At 32.6% G+C, this 16,979-nt stretch carries 13 protein-coding genes and 1 pseudogene; 9 read left to right on the top strand and 5 right to left on the bottom strand.

Going from position 1 to position 16,979, the window contains the following annotated elements; all coding sequences use genetic code 11:
* The first annotated feature begins 157 nt into the window (after positions 1–157).
* The 8 genes from ASJ80_RS13805 to ASJ80_RS13770 all read left to right on the top strand — a co-directional run bounded on the left by ASJ80_RS13805 (position 158) and on the right by ASJ80_RS13770 (position 12,076).
* Positions 158–466 (top strand): 30S ribosomal protein S24e, encoded by a 309-nt coding sequence (locus ASJ80_RS13805; RefSeq protein WP_069582930.1) that lies wholly within the window; start codon positions 158–160, stop codon positions 464–466.
* A 3-nt stretch (positions 467–469) separates the two neighbouring features.
* Positions 470–625 carry a 30S ribosomal protein S27ae gene (locus ASJ80_RS13800; RefSeq protein ID WP_069582929.1) on the top strand — a complete coding sequence of 52 codons (156 nt, stop codon included), beginning with the start codon at positions 470–472 and terminating at the stop codon, positions 623–625.
* Positions 626–696: 71 nt separating this feature from the next.
* Positions 697–2,100: an argininosuccinate lyase gene (gene argH, locus ASJ80_RS13795; protein ID WP_095652104.1), complete on the top strand. Its 1,404-nt coding sequence runs from the start codon at positions 697–699 to the stop codon at positions 2,098–2,100.
* A gap of 404 nt (positions 2,101–2,504) precedes the next feature.
* Positions 2,505–5,345: a PAS domain S-box protein gene (locus tag ASJ80_RS17540; protein WP_176720188.1), complete on the top strand. Its 2,841-nt coding sequence runs from the start codon at positions 2,505–2,507 to the stop codon at positions 5,343–5,345.
* Positions 5,346–5,397: 52 nt separating this feature from the next.
* Entirely contained in the window at positions 5,398–5,871 is a 474-nt protein-coding gene (locus tag ASJ80_RS13785; protein ID WP_069582927.1) for a response regulator, read from the top strand.
* 22 nt (positions 5,872–5,893) lie between these two features.
* Positions 5,894–7,756, top strand: coding sequence for a PAS domain S-box protein (locus ASJ80_RS13780; RefSeq protein WP_069582926.1), 1,863 nt, complete (start codon positions 5,894–5,896; stop codon positions 7,754–7,756).
* A 461-nt stretch (positions 7,757–8,217) separates the two neighbouring features.
* The gene (locus ASJ80_RS13775; protein WP_069582925.1) at positions 8,218–11,769 is read left to right on the top strand and encodes a PAS domain S-box protein; all 3,552 of its coding nucleotides are present in this window, start codon (positions 8,218–8,220) and stop codon (positions 11,767–11,769) included.
* Between the two features lie 166 nt (positions 11,770–11,935).
* Positions 11,936–12,076 (top strand): DUF3096 domain-containing protein, encoded by a 141-nt coding sequence (locus tag ASJ80_RS13770; RefSeq protein ID WP_141705153.1) that lies wholly within the window; start codon positions 11,936–11,938, stop codon positions 12,074–12,076.
* A 46-nt stretch (positions 12,077–12,122) separates the two neighbouring features.
* Here ASJ80_RS13770 and ASJ80_RS13765 read toward each other — a convergent pair whose 3' ends face one another.
* Positions 12,123–13,142 carry an ATPase gene (locus ASJ80_RS13765; protein ID WP_069582924.1) on the bottom strand — a complete coding sequence of 340 codons (1,020 nt, stop codon included), beginning with the start codon at positions 13,140–13,142 and terminating at the stop codon, positions 12,123–12,125.
* Between the two features lie 766 nt (positions 13,143–13,908).
* Here ASJ80_RS13765 and ASJ80_RS13760 point away from each other — a divergent pair.
* Positions 13,909–14,535 (top strand): acyltransferase, encoded by a 627-nt coding sequence (locus ASJ80_RS13760; protein WP_069582923.1) that lies wholly within the window; start codon positions 13,909–13,911, stop codon positions 14,533–14,535.
* Between the two features lie 32 nt (positions 14,536–14,567).
* Here ASJ80_RS13760 and ASJ80_RS13755 read toward each other — a convergent pair whose 3' ends face one another.
* The 4 genes and pseudogenes from ASJ80_RS13755 to ASJ80_RS17905 all read right to left on the bottom strand — a co-directional run.
* The gene (locus tag ASJ80_RS13755; protein WP_069582922.1) at positions 14,568–15,521 is read right to left on the bottom strand and encodes an SPFH domain-containing protein; all 954 of its coding nucleotides are present in this window, start codon (positions 15,519–15,521) and stop codon (positions 14,568–14,570) included.
* Positions 15,522–15,681: 160 nt separating this feature from the next.
* Positions 15,682–16,107 carry an NfeD family protein gene (locus ASJ80_RS13750; RefSeq protein WP_245837588.1) on the bottom strand — a complete coding sequence of 142 codons (426 nt, stop codon included), beginning with the start codon at positions 16,105–16,107 and terminating at the stop codon, positions 15,682–15,684.
* Positions 16,108–16,259: 152 nt separating this feature from the next.
* The gene (locus ASJ80_RS13745; RefSeq protein ID WP_176720187.1) at positions 16,260–16,721 is read right to left on the bottom strand and encodes a YbhB/YbcL family Raf kinase inhibitor-like protein; all 462 of its coding nucleotides are present in this window, start codon (positions 16,719–16,721) and stop codon (positions 16,260–16,262) included.
* Positions 16,722–16,814: 93 nt separating this feature from the next.
* Positions 16,815–16,934: pseudogene (locus ASJ80_RS17905) on the bottom strand (hypothetical protein); the annotation flags it as partial.
* Positions 16,935–16,979 lie beyond the last annotated feature (45 nt).

Here is a 16,979-nt window from a genome sequence, read left to right as displayed (position 1 = left end):
AAACTGTAAGTTTGGCATATAAAGAACTTCGTTTTTTGCAACGTCAAATCGAAGCTTACAAATCGAAGATTTGTGCTGTTGAAAACCTACGGTTTTGAGAGATTTGACAGTATTTTCTGAAACCCCAAAAAAATTATATATTTTTGGAGGTTAAATAATGGAAATCGAAATTAAAGAAAAAATTGAAAATCCACTTTTAAACAGAACTGAAATACACTTTGACTGCACATACGCTGGAGAAGCTACTCCAAAAACTTTAGATATTAAAAATAAACTTGTCGCACTACTCGATGCAGATAAAAACCTTTTAGTGGTTGATAAAGTTTTACCTAAGTTTGGAGAAGGTAAGGCTGACGGATATGCAAAGATATACGGCACTGAAGAAGATTTAAACAAAATTGAAACTAAACATGTTTTAGCTAAAAATCAGGAACCTCAAGAAGGCGAAGAAGCAGAGGAGGAATAAATAATGAAAAAATGTGACCTTTACGAAGTTAAAGATAACAAACTCATTAGAAAAAACCCTGAGTGTGTAAGATGCTCACACGGTGTTTTCATGGCAGACCATGGAGACAGATACGCATGTGGAAAATGCGGTTACACACAGTGGAAAAACAAAGAATAATATTGAACTACATTCAAAACCCAAAATATGGGTTTATTTTTATTTTAATTTATTAAACAGGGTGACATTTCTTGAATTTAAGATCTGGACGACTTAAGGGAAAGATGAGCGATGAAGCTGCATCTTTTACTTCTTCTTTAGAATTTGACAAACGAATTTTCGAAGCTGACATTAAACTCAACACTGCGCATACAACAATGCTTGCAAAAAAGGGAATAATACCTTCTGAAATTGCAGATAAGATATTAAAAGCTTTAAATGAACTTAAAAACGAAGGAATTGGAGCTCTTGACCTTGATCCTTCTGTAGAAGATATTCATATGGCTGTGGAAAACTATGTAACTTCTAAAATTGGGGAAGTTGCAGGGTTTATGCATACAGCTAAATCACGGAATGATCAGGTTGCAACGGATCTTAGATTAGTTTTAAAGGAAGAAATTAAAGGAATAGGATTTAATATACTTAAATTTATTGAAGAAATCCTGGATATGGCTAGTGAACATAAAGAAACTATTTTTGTGGGTTACACTCACCTTCAGCATGCTCAACCTACCACATTTGCACACTATTTACTTGCATATGCCAATGCACTTCGAAGGGACTATGAACGCCTCATGGATGCATACAAAAGAGTAGATATGAACCCTCTAGGTTCTGCAGCCCTGACTACTACTAGTTTTCCTATAGACCGGGAAATGACGACTGAGTTACTTGGATTTAGCAGAATTATGGAAAATTCGATAGATGGTGTAAGCTCAAGAGATTTCATAGCAGAAACCGTCTTTTCTCTTTCAATGCTTGCTTCAACTATGAGTAAAATTTGCGAGGAGCTTATACTGTGGAGTACATTTGAATTTGGAGTTGTTGAAATTTCATACGCATATTCATCCACATCATCCATAATGCCTCAAAAAAAGAACCCTGATGTTGCAGAAATTGCAAGGGGGAAGAGTGCAATTCTTACTGGAGAATTGATGACTATTTTAACTATTTTGAAAGCGTTACCTTACAGTTACAATAGAGATTTGCAGGAAATAACTCCTCATCTTTGGAACTCTGTAGATAATGCAAAAGAAATGATGAATATGGTACGTGGCATGTTAACTACCATTGAAATTAATAAGGAACGTACAGCAGAACTTGCAAAATCTAATTTTGCAACTGCAACTGAGTTAGCAGATATACTGGTTCGTGAAAAAAACATGCCTTTTAGAACAGCCCATAAAATAGTTGGTCGAATGGTTACGGAAGCTCTTGAAAATAAGGTTTCTCTTGATGATATTGATTCAAACTTTTTAGATAACGTTGCTCATGAAGTGATGGGTAAATCATTAGATCTAAATGATGAGTTAATAAGGAAAGCTTTAGATCCATATGAAAATGTAAAAGCAAGGACTGTAATAGGTGGATCTTCTCCTGAAGCAGTTGAGAAAGTTATTGTCAGTTTAAGAACCTTCTTAAATGAAGAAATTTAATTTTCATTTTTTTGCTATTTTTAAAATTTGAGGATACTAGTAAAAAATATTATTTATTTTTTGATAATCATTTATTTTCTTAAATAAATACTTTATTAACGGTTGAATTTTCACTCAAATTAATTTCACAAATTATTTATGGAAAGATGTCTTAATTATACATAAATTTTATAGGGATAATGAATACCAATAAGTTATAATTCTTGATTTAATTTGAATATATCATAATTAAAGGCAAAATCTTCGAAGTCTATGGGGCTTAAACGTCATAGAAAAAGTTAAAATGGATAAACAATGCATTTTAATAACTATCTAATGATTACAGAAACTAATTTTAATTTTATTTTGGCAAATATCTGCAGTTAATTAATGTGATCTACAAAACTTAAATGACAGGATATAACATGAACACTAAAGGAAAATTGGTCAAATCTTTTTTAGGGAATGTTGAAGGATGGAAATCAGTTTTAGATTTATCATCAGATCTTATAACTATTTTAGATACTCAATTTAACGTTATCTGGGTAAATAAACCAATGCAAATGAATTTAAATAACTCCCAACATTCATGTTCTAGACTTAAATGTTTTGAAGTTGTTCATGGTATTAAATCTCCAATTCACGATTGCCCTCATGTGAAAATGATGGAGGACGGTCAAGAGCACAGTCAGGAAATAACTGATGAAAACTTAGGGGGGCATTTTCTTATTTCTGTTTCTCCAATAAAAGATGAGTCTGGAAGTATACTCGGAAGCGTTCATGTTGCCCGAGATATCAATGAACGTAAGCGGAAGGAAAAAGAACTTCACAGGATTAATAAAGCATATATGGCACTTGGTAATAGTAGTCAGGCTATGATACGTGCTAAAGATGAAGTGGAGTACCTTGAAGAGGTATGTCGAATTATTGTGGAAGATTGTGGTCATTCCATGGTGTGGGTAGGTTATGCTGATGAAGATGAAGCTAAAACTGTTCGACCAGTAGCATATTCTGGATTTGAAGAAGGGTACCTTGAAACATTAGATATTACATGGGCAGATACTGAACGCGGCCGTGGTCCAACAGGAACTGTCATTCGTACTGGAAAACCAAGTGCTTGTAAGAATATATATGCAGATCCAAAATTTGACCCTTGGCGTGAAAATGCAATTGAAAGGGGTTATGCTTCTTCACTGGTTCTACCTTTGAAGATGTATGGGAGAGTATTTGGTGCACTTACCATTTATTCAACAGAACAGGATTCCTTTTCAGATGATGAGGTTAAACTGCTGACAGAATTAGCTGAAAACCTTGCTTATGGAATAAATGTAATCAGGTTGCGCATATCACGTGAGCAAGCCGAGGCTGAATTGAAGGAGACACGTGATAATCTGGAAATTCAGGTCAAAGAACGTACATTGGAGCTAGAAAAAGCTTATGAGTCTCTGAAATTTGCTAATAATTATAACCGTAGTTTAATTGAGGCTAATCTTGATCCTTTAGTTACTATTGGCCCTGATGGTAAAATTACTGATGTAAATTATTCTACAGAACGAGTAACTGGATATTCTAGAGATGAGATAATAGGAACTGATTTTTCAGATTATTTCACTGAACCTGAAAAAGCTAGAGATGGATATAAAGAGGTATTTCGAGAAGGCCGGGTATTTGATTATCCATTGGAAATTAAAAATAAAGAGGGGAATGTGACCCCTGTTTTATACAATGCATCAGTTTACCGAAATGAAGATGAGGACGTAATCGGCGTTTTTGCTGCTGCACGTGACATTACAGAAATCAAACAGGCAGAAAATGAGATTAAGAGGCAGGCTGAATTAATTAATATTACTCACGATGCTATAATTGTTCGTGATATGGATGGGAAGATTTTATACTGGAATAACGGTGCTGAAAAGATGTATGGCTGGACTCAAAGAGAAGCTTTGGATAATATCGTTTACGAACTGCTTCAAACTGAATTTCCTGAACCTTTAGAAGATATAGATAAACATATATCCACTAAAAATCAATGGAACGGTGAATTAGTACGTACCAAACATGACGGCACCAAAATCACTGTATCAAGTAGGTGGGTATTGGAACGGGATGAAAATGGAGATCCGAATTCTGTTTTGATGACTGATACAGATATTACTGATCGTAAAAAAATGGAAGAAGAGCTGGAATCTGCAGGTAAATATAATCGTAACCTGATTGAAACCAGTTTAGACCCATTTGTTACTATTGGTCCCGATGGGAGGATCACCGATGTAAATGGCGCTACAGAGGCAGTTACTGGTCGCGCTAGAGATGAACTTATTGGTACTGATTTTTCAGATTATTTCACTGAACCTGAAAAAGCAAGGGAAGGATACAAGCAGGTGTTTAAATATAGGTGGATAATTGATTATCCTCTTGAGATCAAGCATAAAAAGGGACACATAACTCCTGTTTTATATAACGCTTCAGTTTATGAAGATGAATCTGGAAATGTAATCGGTGTTTTTGCAGCAGCACGCGATATAACTGAACGTAAAAAAGCTGAAAAACTGTTAAAATTGAAAATAGAAGAGCTCGCCAGCTCGAATGCAGAACTGGAGCAGTTTGCTTACGTGTCATCCCATGATTTACAGGAACCTTTAAGGATGATTGGAAGTTATTTGCAGCTTTTACAAAGGAGATATTACGGCGAACTTGATGATAAAGCCGATAAATACATTGATTTTGCAGTAGACGGTGCTTCACGTATGCAGAATTTAATAAATGATCTTTTGGAATTCTCTAGAGTGACCACGAGGGCTAGAGAATTTGAATCCACAGACTGTGAATTGGTCTTAAATCAAGTTTTATCTAATTTGGAACTATCTATAAAAGAAAGTGGAGCTGTTATATCTCATGATCAGTTACCAATTATAATGGCTGATTCTACTCAGTTAGCTCAAGTATTCCAGAATTTAATCAGCAATGCTATAAAATTCCACAGTGAAAAAACACCAAAAATTACTATTTCAGTTCGAAAAGAAGATGACAACTGGATATTTTCAGTCGCTGACAATGGAATTGGAATTGATCCAAAACACGGCGGAAGGATCTTTGAAGTTTTTAAAAGATTACATAAACGAAGAGATTATCCTGGAACAGGAATAGGGCTTTCAATTTGTAAAAAAATAGTAGAAAGGCATGGGGGACACATATGGGTAGAATCAGAACAGGGTGAAGGTTCTATTTTTTATTTCACGCTACCTGTAGGTCATATCAAAAATTAGTAATTATTAAGTGTTAATTCAAAATTTTTCTATTTACAAAAAGGTGTTATAAATGACAATTAAACAAGATACAAAGGCAAATCAGACAGTTAAACAAATAGAAATTCTTTTAGTAGAAGATAATGAAGGTGATGTTGGACTGGTGGAAGAAGTTTTCCAGGAAGCAAAAATTATGAATAATCTTAATATTGCAGAAGATGGAGAAGAAGCTATGTTATTTTTACATAAGAAAGGAAAGTTTTCAAATGTTCCAAGTCCAGATATAATACTTTTGGATTTGAATTTGCCTGGAAAAGATGGACGTGAAGTTCTTAAAGAAATAAAAGAAGATAATGAGCTTAAAAGAATACCTGTAGTTATTTTAACCACTTCTAAGGCGGAGGAAGATATACTTAAATCATATAATCTTCATGCTAATTCATATATAACCAAACCAGTTGATTTTGATCAATTTATAAGGGTAATTAAGTCTATAGAAAATTTCTGGCTGGATATAGTAAAGTTACCTTCAAAGGGCAATGCTTAGTCATGGAAGGTGGTTTAAACCTATGGATAACACTGAAACTGTTAAAATATTACTCTTTGAAGATAATCCTGGAGATATTGGCTTAATTGAGTTTATGCTTGAGGAATCTACTGATTTTTCATATGAACTTAAAAACGTTGAAACATTAAATGAGGGCCTTAAATTCCTTAAATTCCATTCATTTGATGTGATATTGTTAGATCTGGGTCTTCCAGATAGTGATGGTATTGAAACGTTTATTGAGGTAAATAAAAAATGTCATGAAACTCCTATTATAATTTTAACTGGATTAACTGATGGGAAGATTGGAATTAGCGCGGTTAAGATGGGCGCTCAAGATTATCTTGTTAAGGGGCAGGTAGAAAGCACATTATTAGAACGTTCTATTAAGTATTCAATTGAACGTAAAAAAGCTGAAGAGAAAATTCAGATATTTGCAAATATTGTTGAGTCATCTGACGATGCTATCATAACTAAATCCTTTGACGGTACTGTTATAAGCTGGAATAATGGAGCAGAGCGGATTTATGGATATTCCGCTGATGAAATAATCGGAAAATCTATTTCTATCTTAGAATCAGATATCTTTAAGGGAGAAACAAAAAGATTAATTGAAAAGATTAAAGATGGAGAAAGAATTCGGCATTATGAGACTTTAAGGCTGAGAAAAGATAACAGTTTGATCAACGTTTCAATAACACTTTCACCTGTTTTTGATACTTCAGGAGAGCTTGTTGCTATTTCAACTATTGGTCGAGATATAACTGAACGAAAAAGGGCAGAAGAAGAGCTTAAACTGGCAAATATGTATAATCGTAGTTTGATCGAAGCTAGTTTAGATCCCCTGGTTACTATTGGTCCTGATGGAAAGATTAATGATGTAAACTATTCTACCGAGTTAATCACGGGTTATTCTAGGGATGAACTTATTGGTACTGATTTTTCAGATTATTTTACTGAACCTGAAAAGGCTAGAGAAGTTTACCAGCAGGTTTTTCAGGATGAAAAAGTGTTTAACTACGCCCTTGAAATCAAACATAGAAAAGGACATATAACTCCTGTTTTATATAATGCATCTGTCTATCGTGATGGGTCTGATGATATTATCGGGGTTTTTGCTGCTGCACGTGATATCACAGAAAGAAAACAAGCAGAAGAGAAACTTAAGGAAATCATAGAAGAACTTGAACGTTCTAATTATGAATTACAGCAGTTTGCATATATCACCTCCCATGATCTTCAGGAGCCGCTTAGAACCATTGCAAGTTATACTCAATTAATTGAAAGACGTTACAGAAATAAACTGGATGATGATGCAGATGAATTCATTGATTTTATAGTTGAGGCTGCCGTACGTATGAAGGATATGATCCAGGGTTTACTTTATTATTCTCGTGTTGGTACAAAGGGTGGAGAATTGAAGTCGACGAATACTGAAGAACTTCTTGAGATAGTTTTATATAATTTAAATGCTGCAATTAAAGAGAATAATGTTACAGTTACTCATGATAAGCTTCCTGCAGTTGTTGCAGACGAAGGGCAGCTTATTCAACTTTTTCAAAATTTAATTAGCAATGCTATAAAGTTTAAAAAGGATGATGAATATCCTAGAGTCCATATTTCTGCCTTTGAAGGTGAAAATGAATATATTTTTTCAGTTGCAGATAATGGGATAGGAATAGAACCTCAGTACTTTAACAGAATATTTGAAGTGTTTAAAAGGCTGCATACAAGTGTTGAATATGAAGGAACTGGAATTGGATTATCCATCTCTAAAAGAATCATCGAAAGGCATGGCGGTAGAATGTGGGTTGAATCAGAAGTAGGTAATGGGTCTATTTTTTATTTTACGATACCATTCATCACTGAATCTATTAAATCTTAAGTTTAAAGACCATGGGTTTTGAAATTTTAATATGAATTTTATCATAATCTTAGAAGTATAGATTAACAGTGCTTATTTTTTAATTATATAAGCTCTATGAATTGTAATATCTGTAAAACATCTAGTTAATTTTATAATTATCTATTCTTTTTATTTTATATCTTTTAAATTTCTTAGAATTTATAATTGGGGATTGAATTGAAATATATCTCTTTTAATTTGTAATTTATGTAAATGGGCAAGTTTAAATTTAAATTTAAACATTATTTATTCTTTTAGGAAATATTTAATAAATTTAAATATAATATTCATACAACGGCCCAAATTAATAAGATTTAATTTATAAATGACATTATAAATATTTTTAATCAGGTTAAATAAAAAAACATAACTATAATGATTTAATAAAAATATATCATATGAACTTTAATTTAATGGAAATTAAATGAAAGGGGAATTCCATGTCAAAAATATTGATTGTGGAAGATGAAGGAATTACAGCTTTAAATATTAAGAACCTGTTAGAAAATTGGGGGTATGAAAACCCTTTAATTGTTTTTTCTATTAGAAATATCTTTCAAGAGGTAGCAGAGTATAAGCCTGATTTAATTTTAATGGATATCAACCTCAATGAAGACATAGACGGGATTGAAATTGCAAAGCAATTACAAACTGATTTTGATATTCCAGTTATATACTTAACAGCCCACAGCGATGAAGTGCTGGTTGAAAGGGCTAAATTAACAGAACATTATGGATATATTATCAAACCATTTAACGATGAAGAATTGAGAATAACTATAGATCATGCTTTTTACAGGCATAAGATGGAAATGGAATTGAAGATAGCTAATAAACTTCTGCAAATTGAATTAGGAAAGAAAGAAAGCATTCAAGAAGAGCTTAAAAAGAGTGAAGAGAAGTTCAGGAGCATTGTAGAACATTCATATGATGGTATAGCTCTTATTGATGAAAATGGATTAATAATTGAATGGAATCATGGAATGGAGAAAATTACGGGGGTTAAAGGAGAGCATATTCTTGGAAAAACAATGTGGAACATGCCTGATGTTTTATACATTGAAAAAAATTCCCATAACCAATATACTCACTTCGAAAAGGATATAATAGGATGTGGTGGTAGTAAAAATCACAAATTATCTGGTAAATTATTTGAGGGAACGATTAAAAATGCGGATGGTTCAAAAAAAGTGGTACAGGTAAGGCATTTTCATATCAAAGCAAATAATAAAAGTATAATTGTAGGTATAGCCCATGATGTTACAGAACAAAAAAGGATGGAAGAAGCCTTCAAACACGAAGTGTTTGAGGCCCTGGAATGCTTTGTATTAGGGGCTGAGGAAACTCTCAAACCCGAAGGGTTTGGAGCACAAATCGAAGATTTGTTAGTTACATTTCCTGCGGCATGTGAAAATTTTCAATTTTCACAGTCGAAAATCGAAGCTTGCAAAAAACATAGTTCTTTGAGAGATTTTCAAACATCAAAAGCAAAAACTTTGCTTTTGAAAGAACTTAAAACTGCAAAGACTAATTTAGAGTTAAAAGTTAAGGAAAGGACTCGAGAACTTATAAAATCTAATGAGGAATTAAAAAAGGAAATTGTTGAGCGTAAAAATACTGAAGAGGCACTTACAAAATCAAGAAACTTTCTGGATAAAATTATAAACTCGATTGCTGACCCTGTTTTTGTTAAAGATAAAAGGCATCGGTGGATACTTTTGAATGATGCTTTCTGTAAATTAATGGGATACCCTAGGAAAGAACTTTTAGGAAAATCGGATTATGATTTTTTACCTGCGTATGAAGCAAGTATTTTCTGGGATAAAGATGAAGAAGTGTTTAAAACAGGTGTTGAAAATGTAAATGAAGAAGAAGTCACAGATTCTGTAGGTTACGTGCACATTTTAATCACTAAAAAAACATCATATGTTGATAATTCCGGGGAAAAGTACCTTGTAGCAGTTAGTAGGGATGTGACTGAGCTTAAAAAGGCTGAAAATGCAATTAAAGAGTCAGAATCTTATTACAGGACTATATTTGAAAATACGGGGACAGCGACATTTATTGTGGAAGAAGATACCACTATCTCCCTTGTGAATGCAGAATTTGAAAAGATTTGTGGATACTCAAAAGAGGAAATAGAAGGTATAAAAAGCTGGAAAGAATTCGTAGCTCCTGAGTATCTAAGAAAAATGGAAGAATACCATAATTTCAGACGAATTAATATGGATATGGCTCCAAAAAAATATGAATTCAAATTTGTTGACAGGTATGGTAATATTAAAAATGTTTTAACAACTATGGATGTGATATCTGGGACTAAAAAAAGTTTAGCGTCTCTTCTAGACATAACTGATAAAAAAACAGCTATAGATGCTCTGCGTGAAAGTGAAGCCCGACTTAAAATTGCTATGGATATGGCTAAGTTAGTACATTGGGAATATAATGTTGATCTGGATTTATATACTTTTGATAATGAATTTTATAGATTGTATGGTACTACTATGGCTCGTGAAGGCGGATCAAAAATGTCCTCTAGGGAATACGCCCAAAAGTTTTTGCCTCCTGAAGAATCTTATCTTGTAAAGGAAGGAATAGCTAAAGCTTTAGAAACTGATGATCCTAATTTTTCTAGAAAGGTTGAACACTCGATCATAAGGGCTGATGGTGAAAAACGTTTTATATTAGTCCGTTCTGAGATTATAAAAGATAATGAGGGTCGAACTGTCAAAATTTATGGTGTGAATCAAGATATTACAGAACTTAAACTGGCTGAAAAAGAAATTGAGAAAAACCTTAAAAAAGTGGATACACTTAACCGGGTAATTATAACTGCAAACAGTTCTGATAATCTTCAATCACTTTTAAAAGATATTTTAAGTCTTGTTTTGGAATTTATGAGCTTTGAAGCAGGTGGAATATATTTAATTGATTTCAAAAAGGAAATAGCTAAATTGGAACATTTTAAAGAAGATTCAAATGATCCAGCAGATGCGGTTGATAGTATTAAAATCAATGAATATCCTTTCAACCAGGTTTATATGGACGGCATGCCTTTATTTATAGATAATTTTGGTGCAATTCCCATTGAAGATTTAAAGCCAAGAATTTTTAAATCACTTGCTGTAGTTCCTATATATTCAAAAGAAAAAATTATAGGGTCCTTTAATATTTTAAGCAAAAATAAGCATTATTTCACGCAAAAAGAAAAAGATATCATTAAGTCTATAGGAAGAGAAATAGGAAGTACAATTTCTAAGTTGGTCACAGAAGAGAAAATGAAGAAATTAATAATAGAATTAAGGCGTTCCAATGCTGAACTTCAGCAGTTTGCTTATATCACTTCTCATGACCTTCAAGAGCCTCTTAGAACTATTGCAAGCTTCACTCAACTTTTAGAGCGGCGTTATAAAAATAAACTTGACAGTGATGCTGATGAGTTCATTGATTATATAGTTGAAGCATCAATACGAATGAAACAGATGATTCTTGATTTACTTGAATATTCAAGGTTGACAAGGGTAGAAAAAAGATGTGAACCATTAAAAATTGAAGATATGCTTCTTGATATTTTTGATAATTTAAATCTCCTGATTAGGGAGAATAAAGCCCAAATTACCTATAAAAACCTTCCTAAAGTATTTGCAGATGAAAGTCAGCTCTTTAGAGTATTCCAAAATCTAATTGAAAATGCTATAAAATTTAAAAAAGAAAATGAAAACCCTCAAATACATATTTCATCATATTTTGATGAAAAAAATAAAGAACATGTTTTCAGCGTGTCTGATAATGGTATTGGAATTGAAGAGCAGTATTTTAACCGTATTTTTACTCTATTTCAAAGGTTACATACTAGAGAAGAATATGAAGGAACTGGAATTGGATTATCCATCTCTAAAAGAATCATTGAAAATCACGGCGGTAAAATGTGGGTTGAATCAGAATATGGTAAGGGCACTACGTTTTATTTTACTATCAAGGATAAATCTTAAAAATATTATTTGGATATAGCACATTCCTTTAATATTTGAATTTACATTAGCCCTAAGTTTTTAAGTTTATGATTGAAAAACCATTTATTGTAAAAATTCTTTGGGTTAAACTTCTGACTATTTATTAATAAAAGTTATATATGATCTAACAACAAATATAATAGTCATGAAATCCGATGCAAGACCTCAGATAATTGGAATAGTGGCAATAATCTTCGGTATTCTTATACTAATATTTCCGGCATTGCTTAGTTACTTAGTTGGGATTTTCCTCATAGCTTACGGGATATTAGAAGTAATTAAATAGCACGGGAGCATAAAACACTATATATTCTTATTTTTTCTTTTTAATATTAAATAATCTTCATTATCATCTCAAGGGCTTCGCCTGGTTCTAATATCCCAGCACGTGTTTCCCTCAATACTCTCTGTATGGAAAATTTTCTCATGTGGGGGTATTTCTTATGTACTTCATTTATAAGTGGACAGCCGTAACCTCCTTTTCTATAAACATCATATTTGGAAGCTACGTTTTTTATTTCACCCTTTGTAACAGAAAGCATTGCAGGTAAATTTATTTTTATAAGATCTTCACCTACAACGATGGATTGATTTCCAGTTGATAAAAGATCTCCATAAATTAAAAATTCCATTTTATTTTCTTTTGCGTAATCTAAAACAGCCTCTTCAATAACTTTGGAACATCTTCCGCATGGGTGAAATCTACCTTCAAGGGAATCTTTAATTATGTCCTCCATTTCGACGTTGATATATACATGTTTTACATTAAGTTTAGCACTTAGAGCTTCCACGTTCTTCTGGAAATATCGTGGGAGAATTATGTTTCCCGGGTTAACAGTAACTGAGATAGGGTTAAATCCCATAAGTTTAGCTATAATAAGCGAAAAACTGCTGTCTACTCCTCCAGACAGTGCCACTACTGATCTGTTATTTTTAGATTCCTCAACATTCCAGTCCTTTAAAACAGTATCAAAATCATTTATATTTTCAATTCTCTGGTTTAAGAGGTGATACAAATTTTCAAGTGGATGGGGGTCTTTTAAGTCAACAGTTTTTAATATTTCATCTAACTTTTCAAGTGTTAATTTCATTTTATATTCTTTAAATAATATGTCGGGATACGCTTCTACGTGAATGGAGTTAATATCCAGTTCTTCTTTAAGTTTCCCAACAACCCATCCCCCTTTCCCTATTACTACAGATTTTTCAGGCCTATCTGCGGTTATAATTAGCATGACTCGGGTATTTTCATCGAATATTATATCTTTAATGGCAGGTTTCACATAAGCATGACCTATTTCTTCTCTTATCCTGCATATATGGCTTATTATGTCTTTTTTTTCAAATTTCAAGTTTACCCTCCATTAGTGTACTTATAATCTTAAGTTTAAGTATGTCCAGCACTTTCGTTAATTTATTCGCTCGAAGTATTGTGCAAATATTACTGGCTAAATTATTATGTAATTTTTGATTAAATAAATAGAATTTTTAAAATAAGTTCAATCTTAAACTAACCAGTAAACATGCTAACCATGTACATGATAATGGACATGAGCGAACTTATTTAATACCTGCTACATTATAAATGTTTAAAATGGATCCAGCAAAACTGGGTATAAATTTATAATGGAAAAAATGTATGGCTTAAATAAGTTTAATTAATATAAAAAATTGATTTATATGTTTTTTTTATTAAAAAAACTAAAAAAACAGGTTATAATAAATTAAGAATGTTTTTATATGATTTTTTAGATAATTATAATGTTATTAGCTATATGTATGCATAATAAAAATCATTTATTATATATTTATATAATAGTTATGATAAATATTTAATTCCCTAGAAATTGCAGGTCCTTGAACCAAAAATTTTCAGTATATCATTTATTTTGACACTTCAACAATTTGATCTTAGCTTACTGGTCTTATTTATACAAAATATGGGACGCAGCTATCTTTTTAAAGCATAAAACTTTTTAAGTCTTTATGTTTAAATCATGTATTTTTTGTATAACATTGAACTGAGAGCCTGCAAACAATATTTAAGTGAATAAATTGATTACGGGTGTAAATTTACAGACTGAGAGTTCGCTATATTAGTAGTAAGGAGGAACAATTATGCCAATATTTAAAGATTTACGTGGGAAGGGCTTAAAAAGTATTTTTTTAGGGTCTCCAAATGAAAATTTTGGAATTCAAAATAGTGCAACAATTGGGTTAAGCTATAGGCACGGAAGTAAATCTCCAGTAATTGGCAAAAATTCGGTCATCCGTTCAAATACAGTTATATATGATGATGTTAAGATTGGTAATAATTTTAAAACAGGACATAATGTTTTAATTAGAGAAAAAACCATTATAGGCAACGATGTTCTTGTGGGAACCAATACAGTTGTGGAAGGAAACTGTAAGATAGGGAGCAATGTAAGTATACAATCAAATGTTTACGTCCCCACAGATTCTTTAATAGAAGATTATGTATTTATCGGGCCATGTGCCTGCTTTACTAATGATAGGTACCCTATAAGGGTTGATTATGATCTTAAGGGCCCAGTTATACGACATGGAGCTTCAATTGGGGCAAATTCAACATTTTTATCTGGCGTTGAAGTTGGAGAAGGGGCTATGGTTGCAGCAGGTGCAATTGTAACCCGTGATGTTCCTCCATTTTATCTTGCAATAGGTGCTCCAGCGAGGTTAAGACCTCTTCCACCGCAGTTTAATGTTTTAAATAAAATAAAATAAACAATCAGGATAATAGATTATCCTGGCACTGTTTAAATATCTGTTTTTACTTTTACTTTCATAGGTTGTATTTCTTTATCTTCTTTATCTTTTTCTTTGAAGAGTTCGGAAATACCTGCTATTGATCCTAAAACTCCTGAAGTTTCAAGAGGCAAGAATATTTTTGTTGCTTTTCCATCTGCAACCTTTTGGAGTGCTTCCATGTATTTAATAGCTAAAAGGTCGTTTGTAGGGTTTCCTTCATGTATTGCTCCGTATACTGTAAGTATTGCCTTTGCTTCACCTTCTGCAATTGCAATTTCTTGATATTTATCCGCGTCTGCAACTGCTTTAATAGCTTCAGCTTTACCTTGAGCTTCAAGAATAGCTGCCTGTTTATCCCCTTCTGCTTTTTTAATTTCAGATTGTTTATACCCTTCAGCTTCTAGAATGGCAGCTCTTTTCATCCTTTCAGCTTTCATCTGCTTGGACATGGCCTCTACAATGTCTTTTGGAGGTTCAATTTTTTGAATTTCAACACGAACAACCCGTGTACCCCATTTATCAGTTGCGAGATCTAAAACTTCTCTTAACTGGGAATTTATCTGCTCGCGAGAAGTTAGTGTTTGGTCAAGCTCTAAATCACCAATTATATTCCTTAAATTTGTTTGTGCAAGTTTAGTAATGGCTTGATAAAAATTAACAACATTGTAAACCGCATTAAATGGATCTACAACTTCATAAAAGATTACACAGTCCACGACAACAACTGTGTTATCTTTGGTTATAACTTCCTGTGGAGGAACATCTACAACTTGTTCCCTTAAATCAACTTTTCTAATGGTCTCTACAAATGGAAAGACTATTACAAGTCCGCTTTCAACAGTTCGGTTGTATTTACCGAGTCTTTCAACGACCCCTTTTTCATAAGGCCTTAAAATTTTGACACCTTTAAATGCCACAACCAGTAAGACCAGAATAATTAAAATTGCCAAAAATAAATCCATTTTAACTCTCCTTTCTATTTTTTTAAGTGTGTACCATATTCATGTTAAAATAATGGGTTATTACTTATTAATCTTTTGATCAGTGTATTGTTTTTGTGATATGGTGAATTCTAACAATTAAAATAATATTTTTGTAAAAAAATTAAACTAGTTACATGGTTTATGCTGCAGGTTTTACAATGAGTTTCACGCCTTCTATCTTTTCAACTAAAACAGAAGTTCCTTCTTTTATTTCCTGATCAGATATTGCTCTCCATGTATCTCCACTAATTCTTACAACTCCCCCATTTTTTAAGGATATATCTTCAATTACTATTCCTTTTTCACCTATTAACCTGTCTGAAGCTGCTTTTTTAGTGGGCATGCCCTGTGTAATTTTTTTAGCAAAAGGTCTTGATAGGGCAAGAAGAATTATGGATACTAAAATAAATGCAACAAATTGGGTAGTTTCAGAAAATCCAAGGTAACTGAGAACTGCAGCCACTGATGCTCCAACTCCAAACCATAAAATGAAAAATCCGGCGGTTATCAATTCTCCAATAAAACATATAGCTGCTATTAAAATCCATATTTGTAAGCTCATCATAAGAATGCCTCTTTTAAATGATTATTATATGGAATTTAATCTCAAACAATATAAAAATAGCTATTTTTTAAGATATAATAAATTTTTAGGATTATTCAAAGATATAGTATATGCTCAAAATAAATAAAAAAATTTAATTAAAAATTAGATAATTATCTCCCATAAATTCCCATTAATTGCCCTTCATCCAGAACATTTTCGTTTAAAGCTCTTAAAAATTCTTTTCTATTAGTTCCGGGGCTTAGATTTAAAGTGGTATCCAGTGCATAAATTCTGAAAAAATATCTATGTTCTTCCCCTTCGGGAGGACATGGGCCTCCATAACCTGCATATCCAAAGTCATTTATTCCCTGCATCATACCGTTTGAAAGTTTTTCTTCATTTTCTATTCCTGCCGAAAGTTCCATCACATTGGGAGGCATATTAAAAATGATCCAGTGAGTCCATGTTCCCATTGGTGCATCTGGGTCTTCACATAAAATAGCAAAACTCATGGTGCGTTCAGGCAGTGAATCCCATCTAAGCGGGGGTGAGATATTTTTATTGTCGCAGGTGTGCATGGTTGGTATTATATCTCCTTCCTCAAAAACATCACTCATAAGATTGATTCCCATATTACTTCCCCCTAATTAGTTTATTGTTTATAAACTTCCATTAATTCTCCTTTATTTAGTATATGGACTTGAATAGCATCTAAAAACTGGTATTTACCTGCTCCATTTTCTAGATCTTAGTGAGTCAAGTGCATAAATTCTAAAAACATATCTGTGTTCTTCACCTTCACGTGGACATGGGTCATTATAACCTATTTTACCAACTGTTTTTTGCTTCCTTTGTTCCTTTTGGTATCCTCTTAGATCTGCAAATCATGT

This window comes from Methanobacterium bryantii, assembly GCF_002287175.1.
GTDB classification, from domain to species: domain Archaea; phylum Methanobacteriota; class Methanobacteria; order Methanobacteriales; family Methanobacteriaceae; genus Methanobacterium_D; species Methanobacterium_D bryantii.
This window is presented reverse-complemented; position numbering and strand designations above follow the sequence as displayed.